This window comes from Micromonospora sp. CV4 (assembly GCF_003667455.1).
Lineage (GTDB): Bacteria > Actinomycetota > Actinomycetes > Mycobacteriales > Micromonosporaceae > Micromonospora.
In genome coordinates this window covers 23,784-39,880 of the sequence record NZ_RCVI01000253.1, presented here as the reverse complement: position 1 = coordinate 39,880, position 16,097 = coordinate 23,784, and the positions used below count along the sequence as shown (strand labels likewise).

Here is a 16,097-nt window from a genome sequence, read left to right as displayed (position 1 = left end):
CTGGGGTGGTTGGTCTCCTGCTCTGTTAGTCACCGCGACAGCGCCCGCGGTTCGTCGGGTTTCGGACCCGAGCGGACGTGTCGCTGACGCACCCGCGCTCGGGCCTGCCGCCGCGTCGGTGGGCCGGTCTACTGTGAACTGGGACGCCGACCGACGGGGCTGGCCGGGGGTGACGCGGGTGACGGCTCCGCAGCGGATCGGGCCCTACGCCATCGAGCGGCTGCTGGGCGTCGGCTCGTTCGCGACGGTCTGGCTGGGCTACGACCGGGCGCTCGACGCGCACGTGGCGATCAAGGTGCTGGCCGAGAACTGGAGCCACGACCTGCGGGTCCGCGAACGCTTCGGGGACGAATTCCGGCTGCTGCGCCGGTTGGAGCACGAGCGGCTGGTCCGGGTGCACACCGTCGGCGAGCTGCCCGACGGCCGGCCGTACGCGGTGCTGGCCTGGGCGGACCGGGGGAGCCTGCGGGACCGCCTGGCCGCTGGGCCGATCCCCGGGCCGGCGGCGCTGCGGCTGCTCGGCGAGATCTGCGCCGGCGTCGCCGTGCTGCACCGGCACGGCGTCGTGCACCGCGACCTCACCCCGGGCAACATCCTGTTCCGCTCCGCCGACGCGGACGGCCCCGACGCCGAACGGGTGCTCATCGCCGACCTCGGCCTGGCCAAGGCCCTCGCCGCCGCCTCCGGGCTGACCGCCCGCGCGGGCACCCCGGGTTACATGGCGCCGGAGCAGGACGACCCGGGTGCGGTGATCGACACCCGCGCCGACGTGTACGGGCTCGGCCGGCTCGGGACCCGGCTGCTCGCCGCCGATCCGCCGGGCGCCGCCTCCGCCGGCCCTGACCCGCCCCGCCACGCCGCCGCGATCCGGCTGCGCGAGGGCGTCCCGTCGGCGGTCGCGCCGGTGCTCGCCCGGGCCACCGCGTACCACCCGGCTGACCGCTATGCGGACGCGGCGGCCGTGCACGCCGCGCTGGCCCGGGCGGCCGGTTCCGCGCCACAGCCCCCGTCAACCCGACCAGCGGTCCGCCGCCGGTGCCGGTTGCGGCTGCTAGGGGCGGCCGTCGTGGCCGTCGTCGCGGTGGGTGGGGCGGGCGCCGAGCCCGGTGGCGCAGGGCGGCCGGCCGCACCGACGTACACCAGCGGTCCACTGACCGTGGCGTTGCCGGCCGGCTGGTCCGCCACCGGGGCGACCTGGGCCGGTCAGTACGGTGCGGACGGCGACCCGGAGCCGGCGCTGGTGCTGTCGCCGCAGCCCCGCCGCTGGGCGGCCGACCCCCGGTTGCCCGGCGCGTTCGTCGGTCTCTCCGCCGCCACGGCCGCGCGTACCACGCCGGCCGGGTTCCTGGCCGAGCGCGCCCACGCGGACTGCACGTCCGCTCCGGCCCGCACCAGCCGGCAGGCGGGCGTCGAGTGGACCGTGATGACGTACCGCTGCGACCGGGGCCGGCCGCGGATCGTCGAGTCGGCCGGGCTGCATCGCGGCCGCGCCGCCCTGGTGTACGTGCAGATCGTGCCCCCCGCCGATGCTGGGCCCGACTTCGTCGACACCCTGCTCGCCGGCGTGCGGGTGCGATAGCGGCAGGTCGCGGTGCGGGCGAACGCGCCCGACGGCGGTCCCTCGGGTGTGAAGCTGTCACCGTGGCCGAGAAGCGCAGTCAGGCCGTGGCGGCGCCGCCGCCCGCCCGTCGCAGGCTCGGCGGGAGTCCGAGCGGATGCCGATGACGGACGGCCCGCCTCAGCCGCTGACCCGCAGGGCGGACGGGCCGCAGCGTGCGGATCTGCTGGAGCTGTTCTTCGACCTCGCTTTCATCGCCAGCCTGACCCTGACGTCGCAGAAGATGGCGGACGAGCAGACCTGGACCGGCATCGGCCAGGCGTTGCTCGCCCTGTCGACGCTGTGGGCCGTGTGGGTGACCACGACGTTGATCACCGACACCTACAGTCCGCGGAAGCGCCCGATCCCCTACCTGATCCTGGGCATCATGTTCGGCGTCATGCTGATGTCCGCCGCGCTGCCGACGGCGTTCCGTGACCACGGACTGATCTTCGGTGGAACCTGGGCCGCGATAAATCTGGGCCGGGGGCTGGTGCTCATCCGGTCCCTGCGCGGCCGGCAGGGGCAGGAGCGCTCCCTGCGCGCCCTGGTCTGGAACCTCGGCTCGGGGACCCTCTGGGTGGTCGGCGGCCTCCTGACCGACCCGGAGTGGCGGCTCGTCGTGTGGTTCGCCGCGCTGGCCGTGGACTACCTCGCGTTCGGGTTCCGCTTCCCCATCCCCGGTCGGGCGCCCCTGCCGCGGTACCAGGTGGCCCCGGAGCACCTCGCCGAGCGGTACCAGCAGATCTACATCCTCACTCTGGGCGAACTCATCCTGGTCAGCGTCCTCAGCCTGAGCCACCAACCCTTCACCCCCGGTCGGATCGGCGCCTTCGGCACCGCGTTCCTGACAGCGGTGGTGCTCTGGTGGAGCTACGCCCAGGGAGCGGGCGCGACCCTCCGCGCGGCCATCGAGGCGTCACCGCACCGAACCCGGCTGGTGCAGACCAATCCGTACGCCCACTGGTTGATGGTGGCCGGGGTGGTGGGCACGGCCGCCGGCGTCGAACGGATCATCGCGCAGCCGGGGGAGCGGCCCGGCGGCCCCATGACCGCGCTCATCCTGGGCGGCGCCGGGCTCTTCCTCTTCGGTCGGACGGTCCTGGAGCACGAGGTCTACGGGCGGGTGCCGCTGTCGCACGTCGTCGGCGTCGCTGTCACGATCGTCCTGGCGCCCTTCGCGGCGCAGCTGCCCGGTCTGGCGCTGGGCGTCGCCGCCGCCCTGGTGCTGCTGGGGGTGGCGGCCGGCGAACTGCTCCGCGCGCGGCGCGGATCCGCCCCGGAGGCGGTGGCACCCTGACGCCGGCCTCGACCGCCCACCGGCGGGCTAGCGGACCACCACCGTGATGGTGTGCGCCCGGTCCTCCTGCGGGATCCGGACGGCGACGGTGCCGGGGCGGACGAACCGGATGTCCACCACCCCGGCCTCGTACTGCTGGGAGACCAACTCGGGGCGGTCCACGGTGACCAGACCGGGCCCGATGCCCTGGATCCGCAGCACCGCTCCGGTGGCGAAGCAGAGCGACCGCAGCAGCTCAAGTTCGGTCTCGGCCAGCGGCAGGTCGTACCGGACCGCTCCCTGGCAGGCCGTGGTCGGTCCCGTCGACGAGGGGGCCGGCCGGGGCGGAGTACCCCGGGTCCTGGTCGGTGCGGGCGGTGCCGGGGCCGGACGCCCGGTGGTCGGCGGCACCCGGGACGGCGACACGCTGCCGGTGGGTGCCGCTGTGGGCGTCGCACTCGCGGTCGCCGTCGAGCCGGGCGTCGCCGTCGGGCCGGATGCGCCGGGCGGCTGGACGGGCAACGGCGAGACCGGCTCGCCGCCGCAGCCGACCGCGACGGTCAGGGTGAGCGCGGCGGCCGTGGTCGTGGTGAGTCGGCGGAGGGGAGAGGGGCGCATGGCGGGCTCCTTCCTCGGCGGTCCGTTCACCCCGTTGGTCGCCGTCGCCGCCGATGCCGTTCGCCGTCCGGGGGCGCTCAGCTCGGATCGCCGCCGAGCCGTTGCCGGACCTCCCGCCGGGCGAGGTGCAGCCGGGACTTCACCGTGCCCTCCGGCACCTCCAGCAACGTGGCGATCTCCGGGTAGCTCAGCCCGAGGACGTCGCGCAACGTCACCACCTCGGCGAGGTCGGGTCGCACCGCGTCGAGCGCGTCGAGCAGGTCCAGGCGTGTGCCGGCGACGACGCTGGTCCGCCGCGGGTCGGCCCGGTCGGGCAGCGGCACACCGCCGGCCTCCAGACGCCAGCGGCGGCGCAGTGTGCGGTACGTCGACCGGGCCCGGTTGGCGCTCAGCCGGTGCAGCCAGGTGCGGAACGAGGAGCGACCCTCGAACCCGCTGACGCCGCGGGCCACGGCCAGCAGCGTGTCCTGGCAGGCTTCCTCGGCGTCCTCCCGGTTGGGCAGGAACCGGGCGCACAGTCGGAGCACCTCGGGGCGCACCGCGACCAGCAGGGCGTCCAACGCCGCCGTGTCGCCGTGCGCGGCGGACCGGGCCAGGGCGTCGATGTCGTCGTCGAGAGGCATGCCGGGGTGTCCAATGCTCGGCGGTGCCGTTTTCCGAGCGTACGGCCCGATGTCGCCGGTCGGCCCGACCGAGTCCGGCAGCCGACTCGGACCGCCCGCTGCTACTCGAAGCGGGACGGGTCCCCGGCGCCCCGGCGCAGGATCTCCGGCTCGGACCCGGACAGGTCGACCACCGTCGTCGGCTCCTTGCCGCAGTCGCCCGCGTCGACCACCGCGTCGAGCTGGTGGTCGAGCCGTTCCTTGATCTCCCAGCCCTGGGTCATCGGCTCGTCGTCGCCGGGCAGGACCAGGGTGCTCGACACCAGCGGCTCGCCCAGCTCGGCCAGGAGCGCCTGGGTGACGATGTGCCGGGGTACGCGGACACCGACCGTGCGCTTCTTCGGGTGCAACATCCGGCGCGGCACCTCCCGGGTGGCCGGCAGGATGAAGGTGTAGCTGCCCGGGGTGGACGCCTTCACGAGGCGAAAGACCGAGTTGCTGATCTGGACGAACTGGCCGAGCTGCGCGAAGTCCCGGCAGACCAGCGTGAAGTGGTGCCGATCGTCGAGGTGGCGGATCTCGCGGATCCGGTCCAGCCCGTCCCGGTTGCCCAGCTGGATGCCGAGCGCGTAGCAGGAATCCGTCGGGTAGGCGACCAGCCCACCTCCGCGGATCAGGTCGGCGACCTGGCCGATGATCCGGGGCTGCGGGTTTTCCGGGTGTACGTCGTAGTACCTCGCCATCCTGAAGAGCCTAGGCTCATTCGCGGGCGTTGAGGAGACGAGGGCCACCCTCGGCGCGGACGGTGGAGCCGCCGAGATCACCTCGGTAGGGTAGGTCCCGGTCGGCTCCGACCAACAAGATCCACATCGCCGGGGGGCGCCACGCATGGCCGATTCGTTCGCGCATCTGCACGTGCACACCGAGTACTCGATGCTCGACGGAGCGGCCCGACTCAAGGACCTGTTCGCCGAGGCCCAGCGGCTGGGCATGCCGGCGGTGGCGATCACCGACCACGGCAACATGCACGGCGCGAACGACTTCTACAACCAGGCGATGGCCGCGGGGATCACCCCGATCCTGGGCGTCGAGGCGTACGTTGCGCCCGAGTCGCGCTACCACAAGGCGCGGGTCAAGTGGGGTCGGCCGGAGCAGAAGAGCGACGACATCTCCGGTAACGGCGCGATCACCCACAAGACCATGTGGGCGAAGAACGCGCAGGGCCTGAAGAACCTGTTCACCCTCAACTCGCGCGCGTCCATGGAGGGGCACTACGTCAAGTGGCCCCGGATGGACATGGAGCTGATCGCCGAGCACGCCGAGGGGATCATGGCCACCACCGGCTGCCCCTCCGGCGCGGTGCAGACCCGGCTGCGGCTCGGCCAGTTCGACGAGGCGCTCAAGGTCGCCGCCAGCTACCAGGACATCTTCGGCAAGGACAACTACTTCCTGGAGATCATGGATCACGGCCTCTCCATCGAGAGCCGGGTCCGCGACGGGCTCACCGAGATCGCCCGCAAGCTCGACATCCCGCCGGTGGTCACCAACGACTCGCACTACACCCACGAGGCGCAGGCCACCGCGCACGACGTGCTGCTCTGCGTGCAGACCGGCAGCAACATCGACGACCCGAACCGGTTCCGCTTCGAGGGCGGCGGCTACTTCATCAAGAGCGCCGACCAGATGCGCGCGGTGGACTCGTCGGAGCTCTGGCAGGAGGGCTGCCGCAACACCCTGCTGGTCGCCGAGAAGGTCGACCCGACCGGCATGTTCGAGTTCCACAACCTGATGCCGCGCTTCCCGGTTCCGGAGGGGGAGACCGAGGAGTCCTGGTTCCGCAAGGAGACCTTCGCCGGCCTGGGCCGCCGCTACCCGAACGGGATCCCGGAGGGGCACGTCGTCCAGGCCGAGTACGAGCTGGGCGTCATCAACCAGATGGGCTTCCCGTCGTACTTCCTCGTGGTCGCCGACTTCATCCAGTGGGCGAAGAACCAGGGCATCGCGGTGGGTCCGGGCCGTGGTTCGGCCGCCGGCTCGCTCGTCGCGTACGCGCTGGGCATCACCGACCTGGACCCGATCCAGCACGGCCTGATCTTCGAGCGGTTCCTCAACCCCGAGCGGGTCTCGATGCCGGATGTCGACATCGACTTCGACGAGCGTCGGCGCGGTGAGGTGATCAAGTACGTCACCGACAAGTGGGGCGAGGACAAGGTCGCCCAGATCGCGACCTTCGGCACGATCAAGGCGAAGGCCGCGATCAAGGACTCGGCCCGGGTGCTCGGTTTCCCGTACGCGGTCGGCGACCGGATCACCAAGGCGATGCCGCCGGCCGTGATGGGCAAGGACATCCCGCTCACCGGCATCTTCGACAACAAGCACCCCCGCTACGCCGAGGCCGGCGAGATCCGCGGCCTGTACGACTCGGACCCGGACGTCCGCAAGGTGATCGACACCGCCAAGGGCATCGAGGGGCTGATCCGGCAGACCGGTGTGCACGCCGCCGGCGTCATCATGTCCGCCGAGCCGATCATCGAGCACATCCCGTTGATGCGCCGCGACGCCGACGGGGCGATCATCACGCAGTTCGACTACCCGACGTGCGAGTCGCTCGGGCTGCTGAAGATGGACTTCCTCGGCCTGCGCAACCTGACGATCATCGACGACGCGGTCAAGAACATCGAGCTCAACCACGGCAAGAAGCTCGACCTGCTGGCCCTGCCACTGGACGACAAAGCCGCGTACGAGCTGCTGGCCCGCGGTGACACGCTCGGCGTGTTCCAGCTCGACGGCGGCCCGATGCGGTCGCTGCTGCGGTTGATGAAGCCGGACAACTTCGAGGACATCTCCGCCGTCCTGGCGCTGTACCGGCCCGGCCCGATGGGCGTCGACTCGCACACCAACTACGCGCTGCGCAAGAACGGCCTCCAGGAGATCACCCCGATCCATCCGGAGCTGGAGGAGCCGCTGCGGGAGATCCTGGCGCCCACCCACGGCCTGATCGTCTACCAGGAGCAGGTGCAGCGCGCGGCGCAGATCCTCGCCGGTTACACCCTCGGTCAGGCGGACCTGCTGCGCCGGGCGATGGGCAAGAAGAAGAAGGAGATCCTCGACAAGGAGTTCATCCCGTTCCGGGACGGCTGCCGCGAGCGCGGCTACTCCGACGAGGCGATCCAGGCGGTCTGGGACGTCCTGGTGCCGTTCGCCGGGTACGCCTTCAACAAGGCGCACTCCGCCGCGTACGGCCTGGTCTCCTACTGGACCGCGTACCTCAAGGCGCACTACCCGGCCGAGTACATGGCGGGGCTGCTGACCAGCGTCGGTGACGACAAGGACAAGATGGCCCTCTACCTGTCCGAGTGTCGCCGGATGCGCATCCAGGTGCTGCCGCCGGACGTGAACACCTCGGCCGGGCCGTTCACCCCGGTCGGCACGGACATCCGCTTCGGCCTGGCCGCGGTGCGCAACGTCGGCGCGAACGTGGTCGCCTCGATCATGCGGTGCCGCGCGGAGAAGGGCGACTACACCGACTTCTACGACTTCCTGTCCAAGGTGGACGCGGTGGTCTGCAACAAGAAGACGATCGAATCGCTGATCAAGGCGGGTGCCTTCGACTCGCTCGGGCACCCGCGCAAGGGCCTGCTCACGGTGCACGCCGACGCCATCGACGCGTACGCCGACGTCAAGCGCAAGGAGGCGGTCGGCCAGTACGACCTCTTCGGCGCGGGCTTCGGTGACGCCGACACCGGCAGCACGACGGTGATGCCGACCATCGGCGACAGCGAGTGGGAGAAGCGGGACAAGCTGGCCTTCGAGCGCGAGATGCTCGGCCTGTACGTCTCCGACCACCCGCTGTTCGGCCTGGAGCACATCCTCGGCGCGGCGGCCGACACCACCATCGCCTCCCTCGCGGAGGACGGCGCGGTCCCCGACGGGGCGGTGGTCACCCTCGCCGGCATCCTCTCCGGGGTGCAGCGCCGGGTCACCAAGCAGGGCCGTGCCTGGGCGTCGGCCACCCTGGAGGACCTGGCCGGTGGGGTGGAGACGCTGTTCTTCCCCAACACCTACGAGGTGATCGGGCAGTACATCGCCGAGGACGCCATCGTGGTGGTCAAGGGTCGGGTGGACCGCCGCGACGACACCCCCCGGATCATGGCGATGGACATGTCCATGCCGGACGTCAGCACCAGCGCCAGCGCCAAGCCGGTCACCCTGACCATCCCGGTGCACCGGTGCACGCCGCCGCTGGTGGAGCGGCTCAAGGAGACCCTGGTGCTGCACCCCGGCGACACCGAGGTGCACGTCAAGCTGCTCAACGGCGGCCGGACCACCACCCTGCGGTTGGGCCCGTTCCGGGTGGCGGCCACCACCGCGCTGATGGGTGACCTGAAGAGCGTCCTCGGCCCGGCCAACGTGAGCTGACCGGGCCGCGGGACGCCGCCGGGCTCAGCCCCGGTCGGGGGCCGCGATCTCCCGCAGCTGACCGTCGGCCAGCCGCAGCCAGCGCTGCACGCCGATCTCGGCGAGGAACCGCTCGTCGTGGCTGACCACCACGAACGCTCCCTGGTACGCGCTCAGCGCGCTCTCCAGCTGCCCGACGCTGACCAGGTCCAGGTTGTTGGTCGGCTCGTCGAGCAGCAGCAGTTGCGGTGCCGGTTCGGCGCAGAGCACGCAGGCCAGGGTGGCGCGCAGCCGTTCGCCGCCGGAGAGCACCCCGACGGGCAGGTTCACGCGCGAGCCCCGGAACAGGAACCGGGCGAGCAGGTTCATCCGCTTGGCGTCGGGCAGGCTCGGCGCGTACGCGGCGAAGTTCTCCGCCACCGTACGGTCGAGGTCCAGCAGGTCCAGCCGCTGCGACAGGTACGCGATCCGCCCGTCGCCACGCTTCAGCTCGCCGCCGGCCGGTTCGAGGTCACCGTTGACCAGGCGCAGCAGGGTCGACTTGCCGACGCCGTTCGCTCCGGTGAGCGCGATCCGTTCCGGCCCCCGGATCACCAGGTCGGCGCCGTCGCCGGCGAACAGCTCCCGGTCGTCGAAGCGGGCCCGCATGCCGTGACCGGAGAAGACCGTCCGCCCGCCCGGGACGGTGGTGTCCGGCAGGTCGACGGTGATCTTGTCTTCCTCGCGGAGCGCCCGGCCGGCCTCGTCGAGTCGGGACTTGGCCTGGCCGAGCCGGTTGGAGTGTGTCTCCTGAGCCCTGCCAGCCGACTCCTGCGCGCTGCGCTTGAGGCCGCCGGCCACGATCCGGGCCAGGCCGGCGTTCTTCAGGTTCTTGGACGCGTTGCTGGCCCGCCGGTCGGCGCGCTCCCGGGCCTGCTGCATTTCGCGCTTCTCCCGCTTGACCTCCTGCTCGGCGTTGCGCAGGTTGCTCTCGGCCACCTCCCGCGCTGCCTGCACCGCCTCGGTGTACGCGGTGAAGTTGCCCCCGTACCAGTGGATCTCGCCGCGTTCCAGCTCGGCGATGCGGTCCATCCGGTCCAGCAGCTCCCGGTCGTGGCTGACCAGCAGCAGGCACCCGGACCAGTCCGTGAGGACGTCGTAGAGCTTGTGCCGGGCCTCCAGGTCCAGGTTGTTGGTCGGCTCGTCGAGCAGGAGCACGTCCGGGCGTCGGAGCAGTTGCGCCGCCAGGCCGAGGGAGATCACCTGGCCGCCGCTGAGCGTGTGCAGGCGGCGGTCGAGCGACACGTCACCCAGGCCGAGCCGATCCATCTCGGCGCGGGTGCGCTCCTCGATGTCCCAGTCGTCGCCGATCGTGGCGAAGTGTTCCTCGCTGGCGTCGCCGGCCTCGATGGCGTGCAGGGCCGCGATCGGCTGGGCGACGCCGAGCACCTCGGCCACGGTCAGGTCGCCGGCCAGCGGCAGGGTCTGCGGGAGGTAACCGAGCAGGCCGTCGACGGTGACGCTGCCGCCGCTGGGCCGCAGCTCGCCGGCGATCAGCCGCAGCAGGGTGCTCTTGCCGGCGCCGTTGGGGGCGACCAGGCCGGTGCGACCGCCGGGAACGGTGAAGGACAGCTCCGAGAAGACCGGGGTGTCGTCCGGCCAGGAGAAGGACAGGTTCGAGCAGACGATGAAAGCGTCAGACATGCGAGTGACCTCAGTGAGTGGGCTGGGCGCGTTCGAGCGCGCCCGACGACAAACGGGACCAGTGGAACGACGTCATGGCCACGGCAGCTGCCGAACCGATGGCCGAACACATCCGGTCTCACCCGGAGATGTCGTCGTCACCCGCCATGTCTGGTCTCCCTGGTCGTACCGCTAACCCAGCGGGCCCAGTCTAACAACGGATCTTCATCCCGCCACCGGGTTCCCGGGCTGCCCCGGAGTGGAGGAGGCGCGCCCAACGACAACGGGACGAGGACGTCGGGTATAGGCGGAGCTATAGTTCTCCTATGTCTCATGACCCGCCACGTCGCTGGGCGATCAGGACGACAACGGATGTCCGTGATTGGTTGCGCTCTCTTCGCCAGGCTGACCCGGTGACGTACCGATCGGTCAACGTAGCGATCGACATGCTGGCGGAGACCGGCCCGGGCCTGGGGCGCCACTGGTCGACACCCTCAGAGGTTCGAGCATCAGCAACCTCAAGGAACTCCGACCACGATCTGGAAGGGACGTCGCCGTTAGGGTGCTGTTCGTCTTCGATCCCTGGTCCCAGGCCGTGCTGCTGGTAGCAGGCAACAAGGCAAGAGATTGGAATGGATGGTACGAGAAGGCGATTCCGGTCGCCGAGATTGCGTACGAGGGCTGGATTGCTGTTGAGAGGAAGAGGAGGGAGGGCTGATGAGCGACTTCCATGACTGGAACGACATCCGGGCTGAGCTGCACGACGGGGACGATGAAGCGCTCGACGCAGAACGTGCTCGCACCGAGGCGTGGATCAGCGCGTTCCACCTTGCCGAGGAGCGGAAGCGGCTTGGCCTGACCCAGCGGCAGGTGGCCGAGCTGATGGGTGTCACGCCCGGTCGAGTCAGCCAGATCGAGAACGGTGATCTGGAGGCCAACGAAGTCGCAACGCTGAGCCGCTATGCGCGGGCGCTCGGGGCTCGCATGAGGATCATTTTCGACTACGGCGACGACCTCCGTCAGATCGCCTGACCCCTGCTCGGCATCGTGACGGCGCTGCCCATCTCCTTGCCCGCAAGCGCGCGGAGTGGCAGTCGCACGGCGGTGTCGGACTCGGTGTCTACGATGGCGGCCATGGCGACGGCGATCAATTACGTCACGGGTGGCCAACTGACGACACTTGCCCGGGTTCGCCCGTCCGCACTCGCACACCTTCCGAGTGACCCTGTCGATATCTGTCGACTGGTGCCAAACCTGGTGATCCAGCCGAGCGCCGCGAAGGACCTGTGCCTGCCGGCCGAGCGGTTTTCCGAGAATCAACTTCGACCCGCCGCCAGGCTCATCGACGCCCTACTGTCCCTGGACCCGGCCCCGTTGACTGTGGCGCGGGAGCCCGAACGGCGAGTGATCGGCACCTGCCGTCACTTCGCCGTGCTGAGCTGTGCCCTGTTGCGTCATCGCGAGATCCCAGCCCGTGCCCGCTGTGGCTTCGCGACGTACTTCCAGCCTGGGCGAGGTGTGGACCACTGGATCACCGAATACTGGCACGATGCCGACGGTCGCTGGGTGCGAATCGATCCCGAGATCGTGAACGATTCCATCGTTGCGAGACCGGAAGACCTAGCGGCCGGAGACTTCCTGACCGGCGGTGAGGCGTGGGCTGCCTTCCGGGCTGGCCATATCGACGCTGCGCATTTCGGCGTGTACGGGACCGAGAACTGGGGGCCTGGGGAGATCCGAGGCAATGCGATTCGGGATCTCGCCGCCTTGAACAAGCTGGAGATGCTTCCGTGGGATGAGTGGGGGCGAATGGACGCGTCCTACCGGGGCGAGACCGGGGCCGACTACGACGCGCTCATGGACACGGTCGCTGCCGTCTGCGCCAGCGACGATCTCAATGCAGTAGCAGATCTCTATGCGTCTGCGGGTGCGGACCTGGAAGTCCCCACGGACCTCGTCAACTGACCCTGGCCACCAGCGCCAAGGGGTTGCGGGTGGGTGATCGCGCGGAACTAACGCTCGCCTACCTGGGCCGGTACTCGACCTCGGGGCGGCCGGGGGTGCCGTAGCGGGGGGTGCGGGCTGCCCGGTCGACGGTCACCAGGTATTCCAGGTAGCGGCGGGCGGTCACCCGGGAGATGCCGGTCGCCGCGCTCACCTCGGTCGCGGAGAGCCCCGCCTGCGCGCCGGTCCCGTCTGTCAGCGCGGCGCGTACCCGATCGAGGGTCTGCGCGTCGAGCCCCTTGGGCAGGCTGTGCCCGGCGGTGCCGCGCAGGGTGGCGAACATCTGGTCCACCTCGTGCTGGGCGGCCACCTCACCGTCGGCGAGCGCCTGGGCGCGGTAGTCGGCGTACCGCTCCAGCTTGTCGCGGAACGCGGCGAACGTGAACGGCTTGAGCAGGTAGTGGGTCACGCCGAGGGAGACCGCGGTGCGCACCACCGCCAGGTCCCGCGCCGAGGTCACCGCGAGCACGTCGACGCTGCTGCCGGCCGCGCGCAGCGCCCGGCAGACGTCCAGGCCGTGCAGGTCGGGCAGCCGAAAATCAAGGAGTACGAGGTCCACGTCGCCGCCGTCGTTGGCGCGCAGCGCCGCCATTGCCGCCCGCGCGGTGTGCGCCACCCCGACCACCACAAAACCGGGAACCCGTTCGGCGTACGCGCTGTGCGCCTCCGCCAACAGCGGCTCGTCCTCGACGACCAGCACGCGGATGTCGGTCATCGGCGCGCCCGGACGACCGGCAACCGGACGGTGAACAGGCTGCCACCGTCGTCGGAGCGGCCCACCTCGGACCGGCCGCCGTGCCGGTGGATCACCTGCCCGATCAGGGCCAGGCCGAGCCCCCGGCCGTTGCTCTTGGTGGACCAGCCGCGCCGGAACGCGTCCTGCACCCGGTCCGGAGCCAGCCCGGGGCCGCTGTCGGCGACCCGGACCACCAGTTCGTCGTCGACCGCGCCGACGAAGACCCGCACGCGGCGGGGCGCCGGCGTACCGGCCACCGCTTCGAGGGCGTTGTCGATCAGGTTGCCGACCACGGTGAGCAGGTCGTTGGTCGGCAGCGGGCTGTCGTCGAGCCGGCAGTCCGGTTCGATCACCAGGTCCACCCCGCGCTCGCTGGCCTGCGCCGACTTGCCGAGCAGCAGTGCGGCCAGCGCCGGCTCGGTCACCGCGCCGACCACCCGGTCGGTCAGCTGCTGAGCCAGCGCGAGGTCCCGGGTGCCGAGCCGGACCGCCTCGTCGGGGCGGCCCAGCTCCACCAGGGTCAGCACGGTGTGCAGCCGGTTGGCCGACTCGTGGGTCTGCGCCTGCAACGCCTCGGTCAGCGCCCGTACGGAGTCCAGTTCGCTGGCCAGGCTGCGCAGCTCGGTCTGGTCGCGCAGGGTCAGCACCGTGCCGAGCACGGCGCCCTCGAAGCGGGTGATCCGCTGGTTGGCCACCAGCACCCGGTCACCGGCCAGGACCGGCTCGTCGAGGGCGTCCCGCCCGGAGCCGAGCAGCTCCGCCACCGCCGGCGGCAGGTCGATGCCGGCCACCGGTTGGTCGATCACCGGCGCGTCCGCGTCGAGCCCCAGCAGCCGGCGGCCCTCGTCGTTGATCAGCGCCACCCGGCGGTCGGTGGTCAGCACGACGAGGCCCTCACGCACCGAGTGCAGGACCGCGTCGTAGTACTCGTACATCCGGGTCATCTGCGCCGGCCCGAGGCCGTGCGTCTGTCGTCGCAGCCGGCGGCTCAGCAGCCAGGAGCCGGTCGCCGCGAGGGCGAGCGCCGGCGCGGCGAAGCCCAGCAGCACCGGCAGCTGGCCGAGCAGCTTGCGGTTGATCGCCGAGGTGGTGATGCCCACCGAGACCAGGCCGACGATCCGGCGCTGGTCGTCGTACACCGGAACGACCGCGCGCACCGACTCGCCGAGCGTGCCGACGTTGGTGACGGTGAACGGTTGGCCGGCGAGCGCCGGCCCGATCTCCCCGACGAACGGCTCGCCGATCAGCTCCCGGGTCGGGTGCGAGAAGCGGGTGCGATCGAGGGCCATCACCACCACGAAGTCGGTGCCCGTGGCCAGCCGGGTCGATTCGGCGTACGGCTGGAGGATGCTGGCCGGGTCGGCGGTCGCGAGGGCCGCGCGGACGTCGGGGGAGCGGGCCACGGTCTGCGCCACCGCGAGCACCTCCTCCTGTGCCGCCTGCCGGGCGTCGCTGCGGGCCAACCAGAAGGCGCCCGCCGCGCCGGCCAGCACCAGCAGCGTCACCACCACCGCCTGGAGGGCGAACAGCTGCCCCGCGATGCTCCACTGGCGCCGGGCCACCTCCACCACCTCCTCGTCGTGCCGGTCGTTGTGGCTTTCGCGGTGAACAGAATGACCGCAAGGCTGTCAACGGGTGAGACGCGCTTCACATTGTCGACATGGACTCCACCGCATCCACCACCACACCGGCGCCGCCGGCCCGCCGGGACCGTACCCGTTACCTCTACCTGGCCGTCATCGTCGCCGTGCTGGCCGGCATCGTGGTCGGGCTGGTCGCCCCCGATTTCGGCAAGGAACTCAAGCCGATCGGCACCGGTTTCGTCAACCTGATCAAGATGATGATCAGCCCGGTCATCTTCTGCACCATCGTGCTGGGCGTCGGCTCCGTCCGGCAGGCCGCCAAGGTCGGCAAGGTCGGCGGCCTGGCCCTCGGCTACTTCCTGACCATGTCGACCGTCGCGCTCGCCATCGGCCTGGTCGTCGGCAACCTCATCCACCCCGGTTCCGGGCTGGACCTGGGTCAGGACCTCGCCGGCGCGGGCAAGGCCGCCGCGGGCGACGAAGCCGGCGGTACGGCGGACTTCCTGCTCGGGATCATCCCGACCACGCTGCTCTCCGCGCTCACCGAGGGGGAGGTGCTCCAGACGCTGCTGGTCGCGCTCCTGGTCGGCTTCGCCGTACAGGCCATGGGCCGGCGCGGCGAGCCCGTGCTGAGCGCCATCGGCGTCATCCAGCGGGTGGTCTTCAAGGTGCTCGCCATGATCATGTGGCTGGCGCCGATCGGCGCGTTCGGGGCCATGGCCGCCGTGGTCGGCGCGACCGGCGTGGACGCGCTCAAGAGCCTCGCGCAGATCATGGTCGGCTTCTACGCGACCTGCCTGATCTTCGTGCTGGTGATCCTCGGAGCGCTGCTCTGGTTCATCGCCCGGATCTCGATCTTCTCGCTGCTGCGGTACCTCGGACGGGAGTTCCTGCTGATCCTGTCGACCTCCTCGTCGGAGTCGGCGCTGCCGCGCCTGATCGCCAAGATGGAGCACTTCGGGGTGAGCAAGCCGGTCGTCGGCATCACGGTGCCCACGGGGTACTCGTTCAACCTGGACGGCACGGCGATCTACCTGACGATGGCGTCGCTGTTCATCGCCGACGCGCTGGGCAAGCCGCTGTCGATCGGCGAGCAGGTGTCGCTGCTGCTCTTCATGATCATCGCGTCCAAGGGTGCCGCTGGGGTCACCGGCGCCGGGCTGGCCACGCTGGCCGGGGGGCTTCAGTCGCACCGCCCCGACCTGGTCGACGGGGTCGGGCTGATCGTGGGCATCGACCGCTTCATGTCGGAGGCCCGGGCGCTCACGAACTTCGCCGGCAACGCGGTGGCGACCGTGCTGGTGGGGACGTGGACCGGGGAGTTCGACCGCGACCGGGCGGTTGGAGTGCTGCGCGGCGACGACCCGTTCGACGAGGCGACCATGCTCGACGAGCACGACGACGAGGACGAGTCGGCGCAGCGTTCCGAAGACGAGAAAGCGGCGCCGGTCGGCGTACCGGCCTGACCTCGTCGCAGAGACGCCCCGGGGTCCCGCCGGCTCAACGGCAGCGGGACCCCGGGTTCACCACCGACGTGGGCTACCGATCGAGGCCAGCGCAGTGAGTCGATAATGAGCCGATGTAGGACGAGCAGTCGACGGAGCTGACCCGCCCCAAG

The 16,097-nt window shown here is 71.0% G+C and carries 12 protein-coding genes and 1 pseudogene; 7 read left to right on the top strand and 6 right to left on the bottom strand.

The window, feature by feature from the left end:
• Nucleotides 1-178 precede the first annotated feature (178 nt).
• On the top strand, nt 179-1,579 hold the full coding sequence (locus tag EAD98_RS14030; protein WP_121654509.1) for a serine/threonine-protein kinase: 1,401 nt from the start codon (nt 179-181) through the stop codon (nt 1,577-1,579).
• A 136-nt stretch (nt 1,580-1,715) separates the two neighbouring features.
• Nucleotides 1,716-2,897: a low temperature requirement protein A gene (locus EAD98_RS14025; RefSeq protein WP_121654480.1), complete on the top strand. Its 1,182-nt coding sequence runs from the start codon at nt 1,716-1,718 to the stop codon at nt 2,895-2,897.
• Between the two features lie 27 nt (nt 2,898-2,924).
• Here the strand turns inward: EAD98_RS14025 and EAD98_RS14020 are convergent, their stop codons facing one another.
• The 3 genes from EAD98_RS14020 to EAD98_RS14010 form a co-directional block, all read right to left on the bottom strand.
• Nucleotides 2,925-3,494 carry a hypothetical protein gene (locus EAD98_RS14020; protein ID WP_121654479.1) on the bottom strand — a complete coding sequence of 190 codons (570 nt, stop codon included), beginning with the start codon at nt 3,492-3,494 and terminating at the stop codon, nt 2,925-2,927.
• A gap of 77 nt (nt 3,495-3,571) precedes the next feature.
• Nucleotides 3,572-4,117, bottom strand: coding sequence for an RNA polymerase sigma factor (locus EAD98_RS14015; RefSeq protein ID WP_121654478.1), 546 nt, complete (start codon nt 4,115-4,117; stop codon nt 3,572-3,574).
• Between the two features lie 101 nt (nt 4,118-4,218).
• Complete coding sequence (locus EAD98_RS14010) at nt 4,219-4,839, bottom strand: L-threonylcarbamoyladenylate synthase (RefSeq protein ID WP_121654477.1); 621 nt, start codon at nt 4,837-4,839, stop codon at nt 4,219-4,221.
• Between the two features lie 145 nt (nt 4,840-4,984).
• On the opposite strand from EAD98_RS14010, the gene dnaE reads away from it, so the two are divergent.
• On the top strand, nt 4,985-8,515 hold the full coding sequence (gene dnaE / locus EAD98_RS14005; RefSeq protein WP_121654476.1) for a DNA polymerase III subunit alpha: 3,531 nt from the start codon (nt 4,985-4,987) through the stop codon (nt 8,513-8,515).
• Nucleotides 8,516-8,539: 24 nt separating this feature from the next.
• Here the strand turns inward: dnaE and abc-f are convergent, their stop codons facing one another.
• Nucleotides 8,540-10,177 (bottom strand): ribosomal protection-like ABC-F family protein, encoded by a 1,638-nt coding sequence (gene abc-f / locus EAD98_RS14000; RefSeq protein ID WP_121654475.1) that lies wholly within the window; start codon nt 10,175-10,177, stop codon nt 8,540-8,542.
• Nucleotides 10,178-10,482: 305 nt separating this feature from the next.
• Here abc-f and EAD98_RS13995 point away from each other — a divergent pair.
• From EAD98_RS13995 to EAD98_RS13985, 3 genes and pseudogenes are all read left to right on the top strand, one after another.
• A pseudogene (locus EAD98_RS13995) lies at nt 10,483-10,874 on the top strand (type II toxin-antitoxin system RelE/ParE family toxin).
• Nucleotides 10,874-11,188, top strand: coding sequence for a transcriptional regulator (locus EAD98_RS13990; protein ID WP_121654474.1), 315 nt, complete (start codon nt 10,874-10,876; stop codon nt 11,186-11,188). The pseudogene EAD98_RS13995 and the gene EAD98_RS13990 overlap by 1 nt, the downstream one beginning before the upstream one ends.
• A 102-nt stretch (nt 11,189-11,290) precedes the next feature.
• Nucleotides 11,291-12,121 carry a transglutaminase-like domain-containing protein gene (locus tag EAD98_RS13985; protein WP_121654508.1) on the top strand — a complete coding sequence of 277 codons (831 nt, stop codon included), beginning with the start codon at nt 11,291-11,293 and terminating at the stop codon, nt 12,119-12,121.
• 58 nt (nt 12,122-12,179) lie between these two features.
• On the opposite strand, the gene EAD98_RS13980 is transcribed toward EAD98_RS13985, so the two are convergent.
• Together EAD98_RS13980 and EAD98_RS13975 are read right to left on the bottom strand one after the other, a co-directional pair.
• Nucleotides 12,180-12,875 carry a response regulator gene (locus EAD98_RS13980; protein ID WP_121654473.1) on the bottom strand — a complete coding sequence of 232 codons (696 nt, stop codon included), beginning with the start codon at nt 12,873-12,875 and terminating at the stop codon, nt 12,180-12,182.
• Nucleotides 12,872-14,458 (bottom strand): sensor histidine kinase, encoded by a 1,587-nt coding sequence (locus EAD98_RS13975; RefSeq protein WP_121654507.1) that lies wholly within the window; start codon nt 14,456-14,458, stop codon nt 12,872-12,874. The genes EAD98_RS13980 and EAD98_RS13975 overlap by 4 nt, the downstream gene beginning before the upstream one ends.
• A 98-nt stretch (nt 14,459-14,556) precedes the next feature.
• Here EAD98_RS13975 and EAD98_RS13970 point away from each other — a divergent pair, with 98 nt between their 5' ends.
• Nucleotides 14,557-15,945: a cation:dicarboxylase symporter family transporter gene (locus tag EAD98_RS13970; protein ID WP_121654472.1), complete on the top strand. Its 1,389-nt coding sequence runs from the start codon at nt 14,557-14,559 to the stop codon at nt 15,943-15,945.
• Nucleotides 15,946-16,097: the final 152 nt, after the last annotated feature.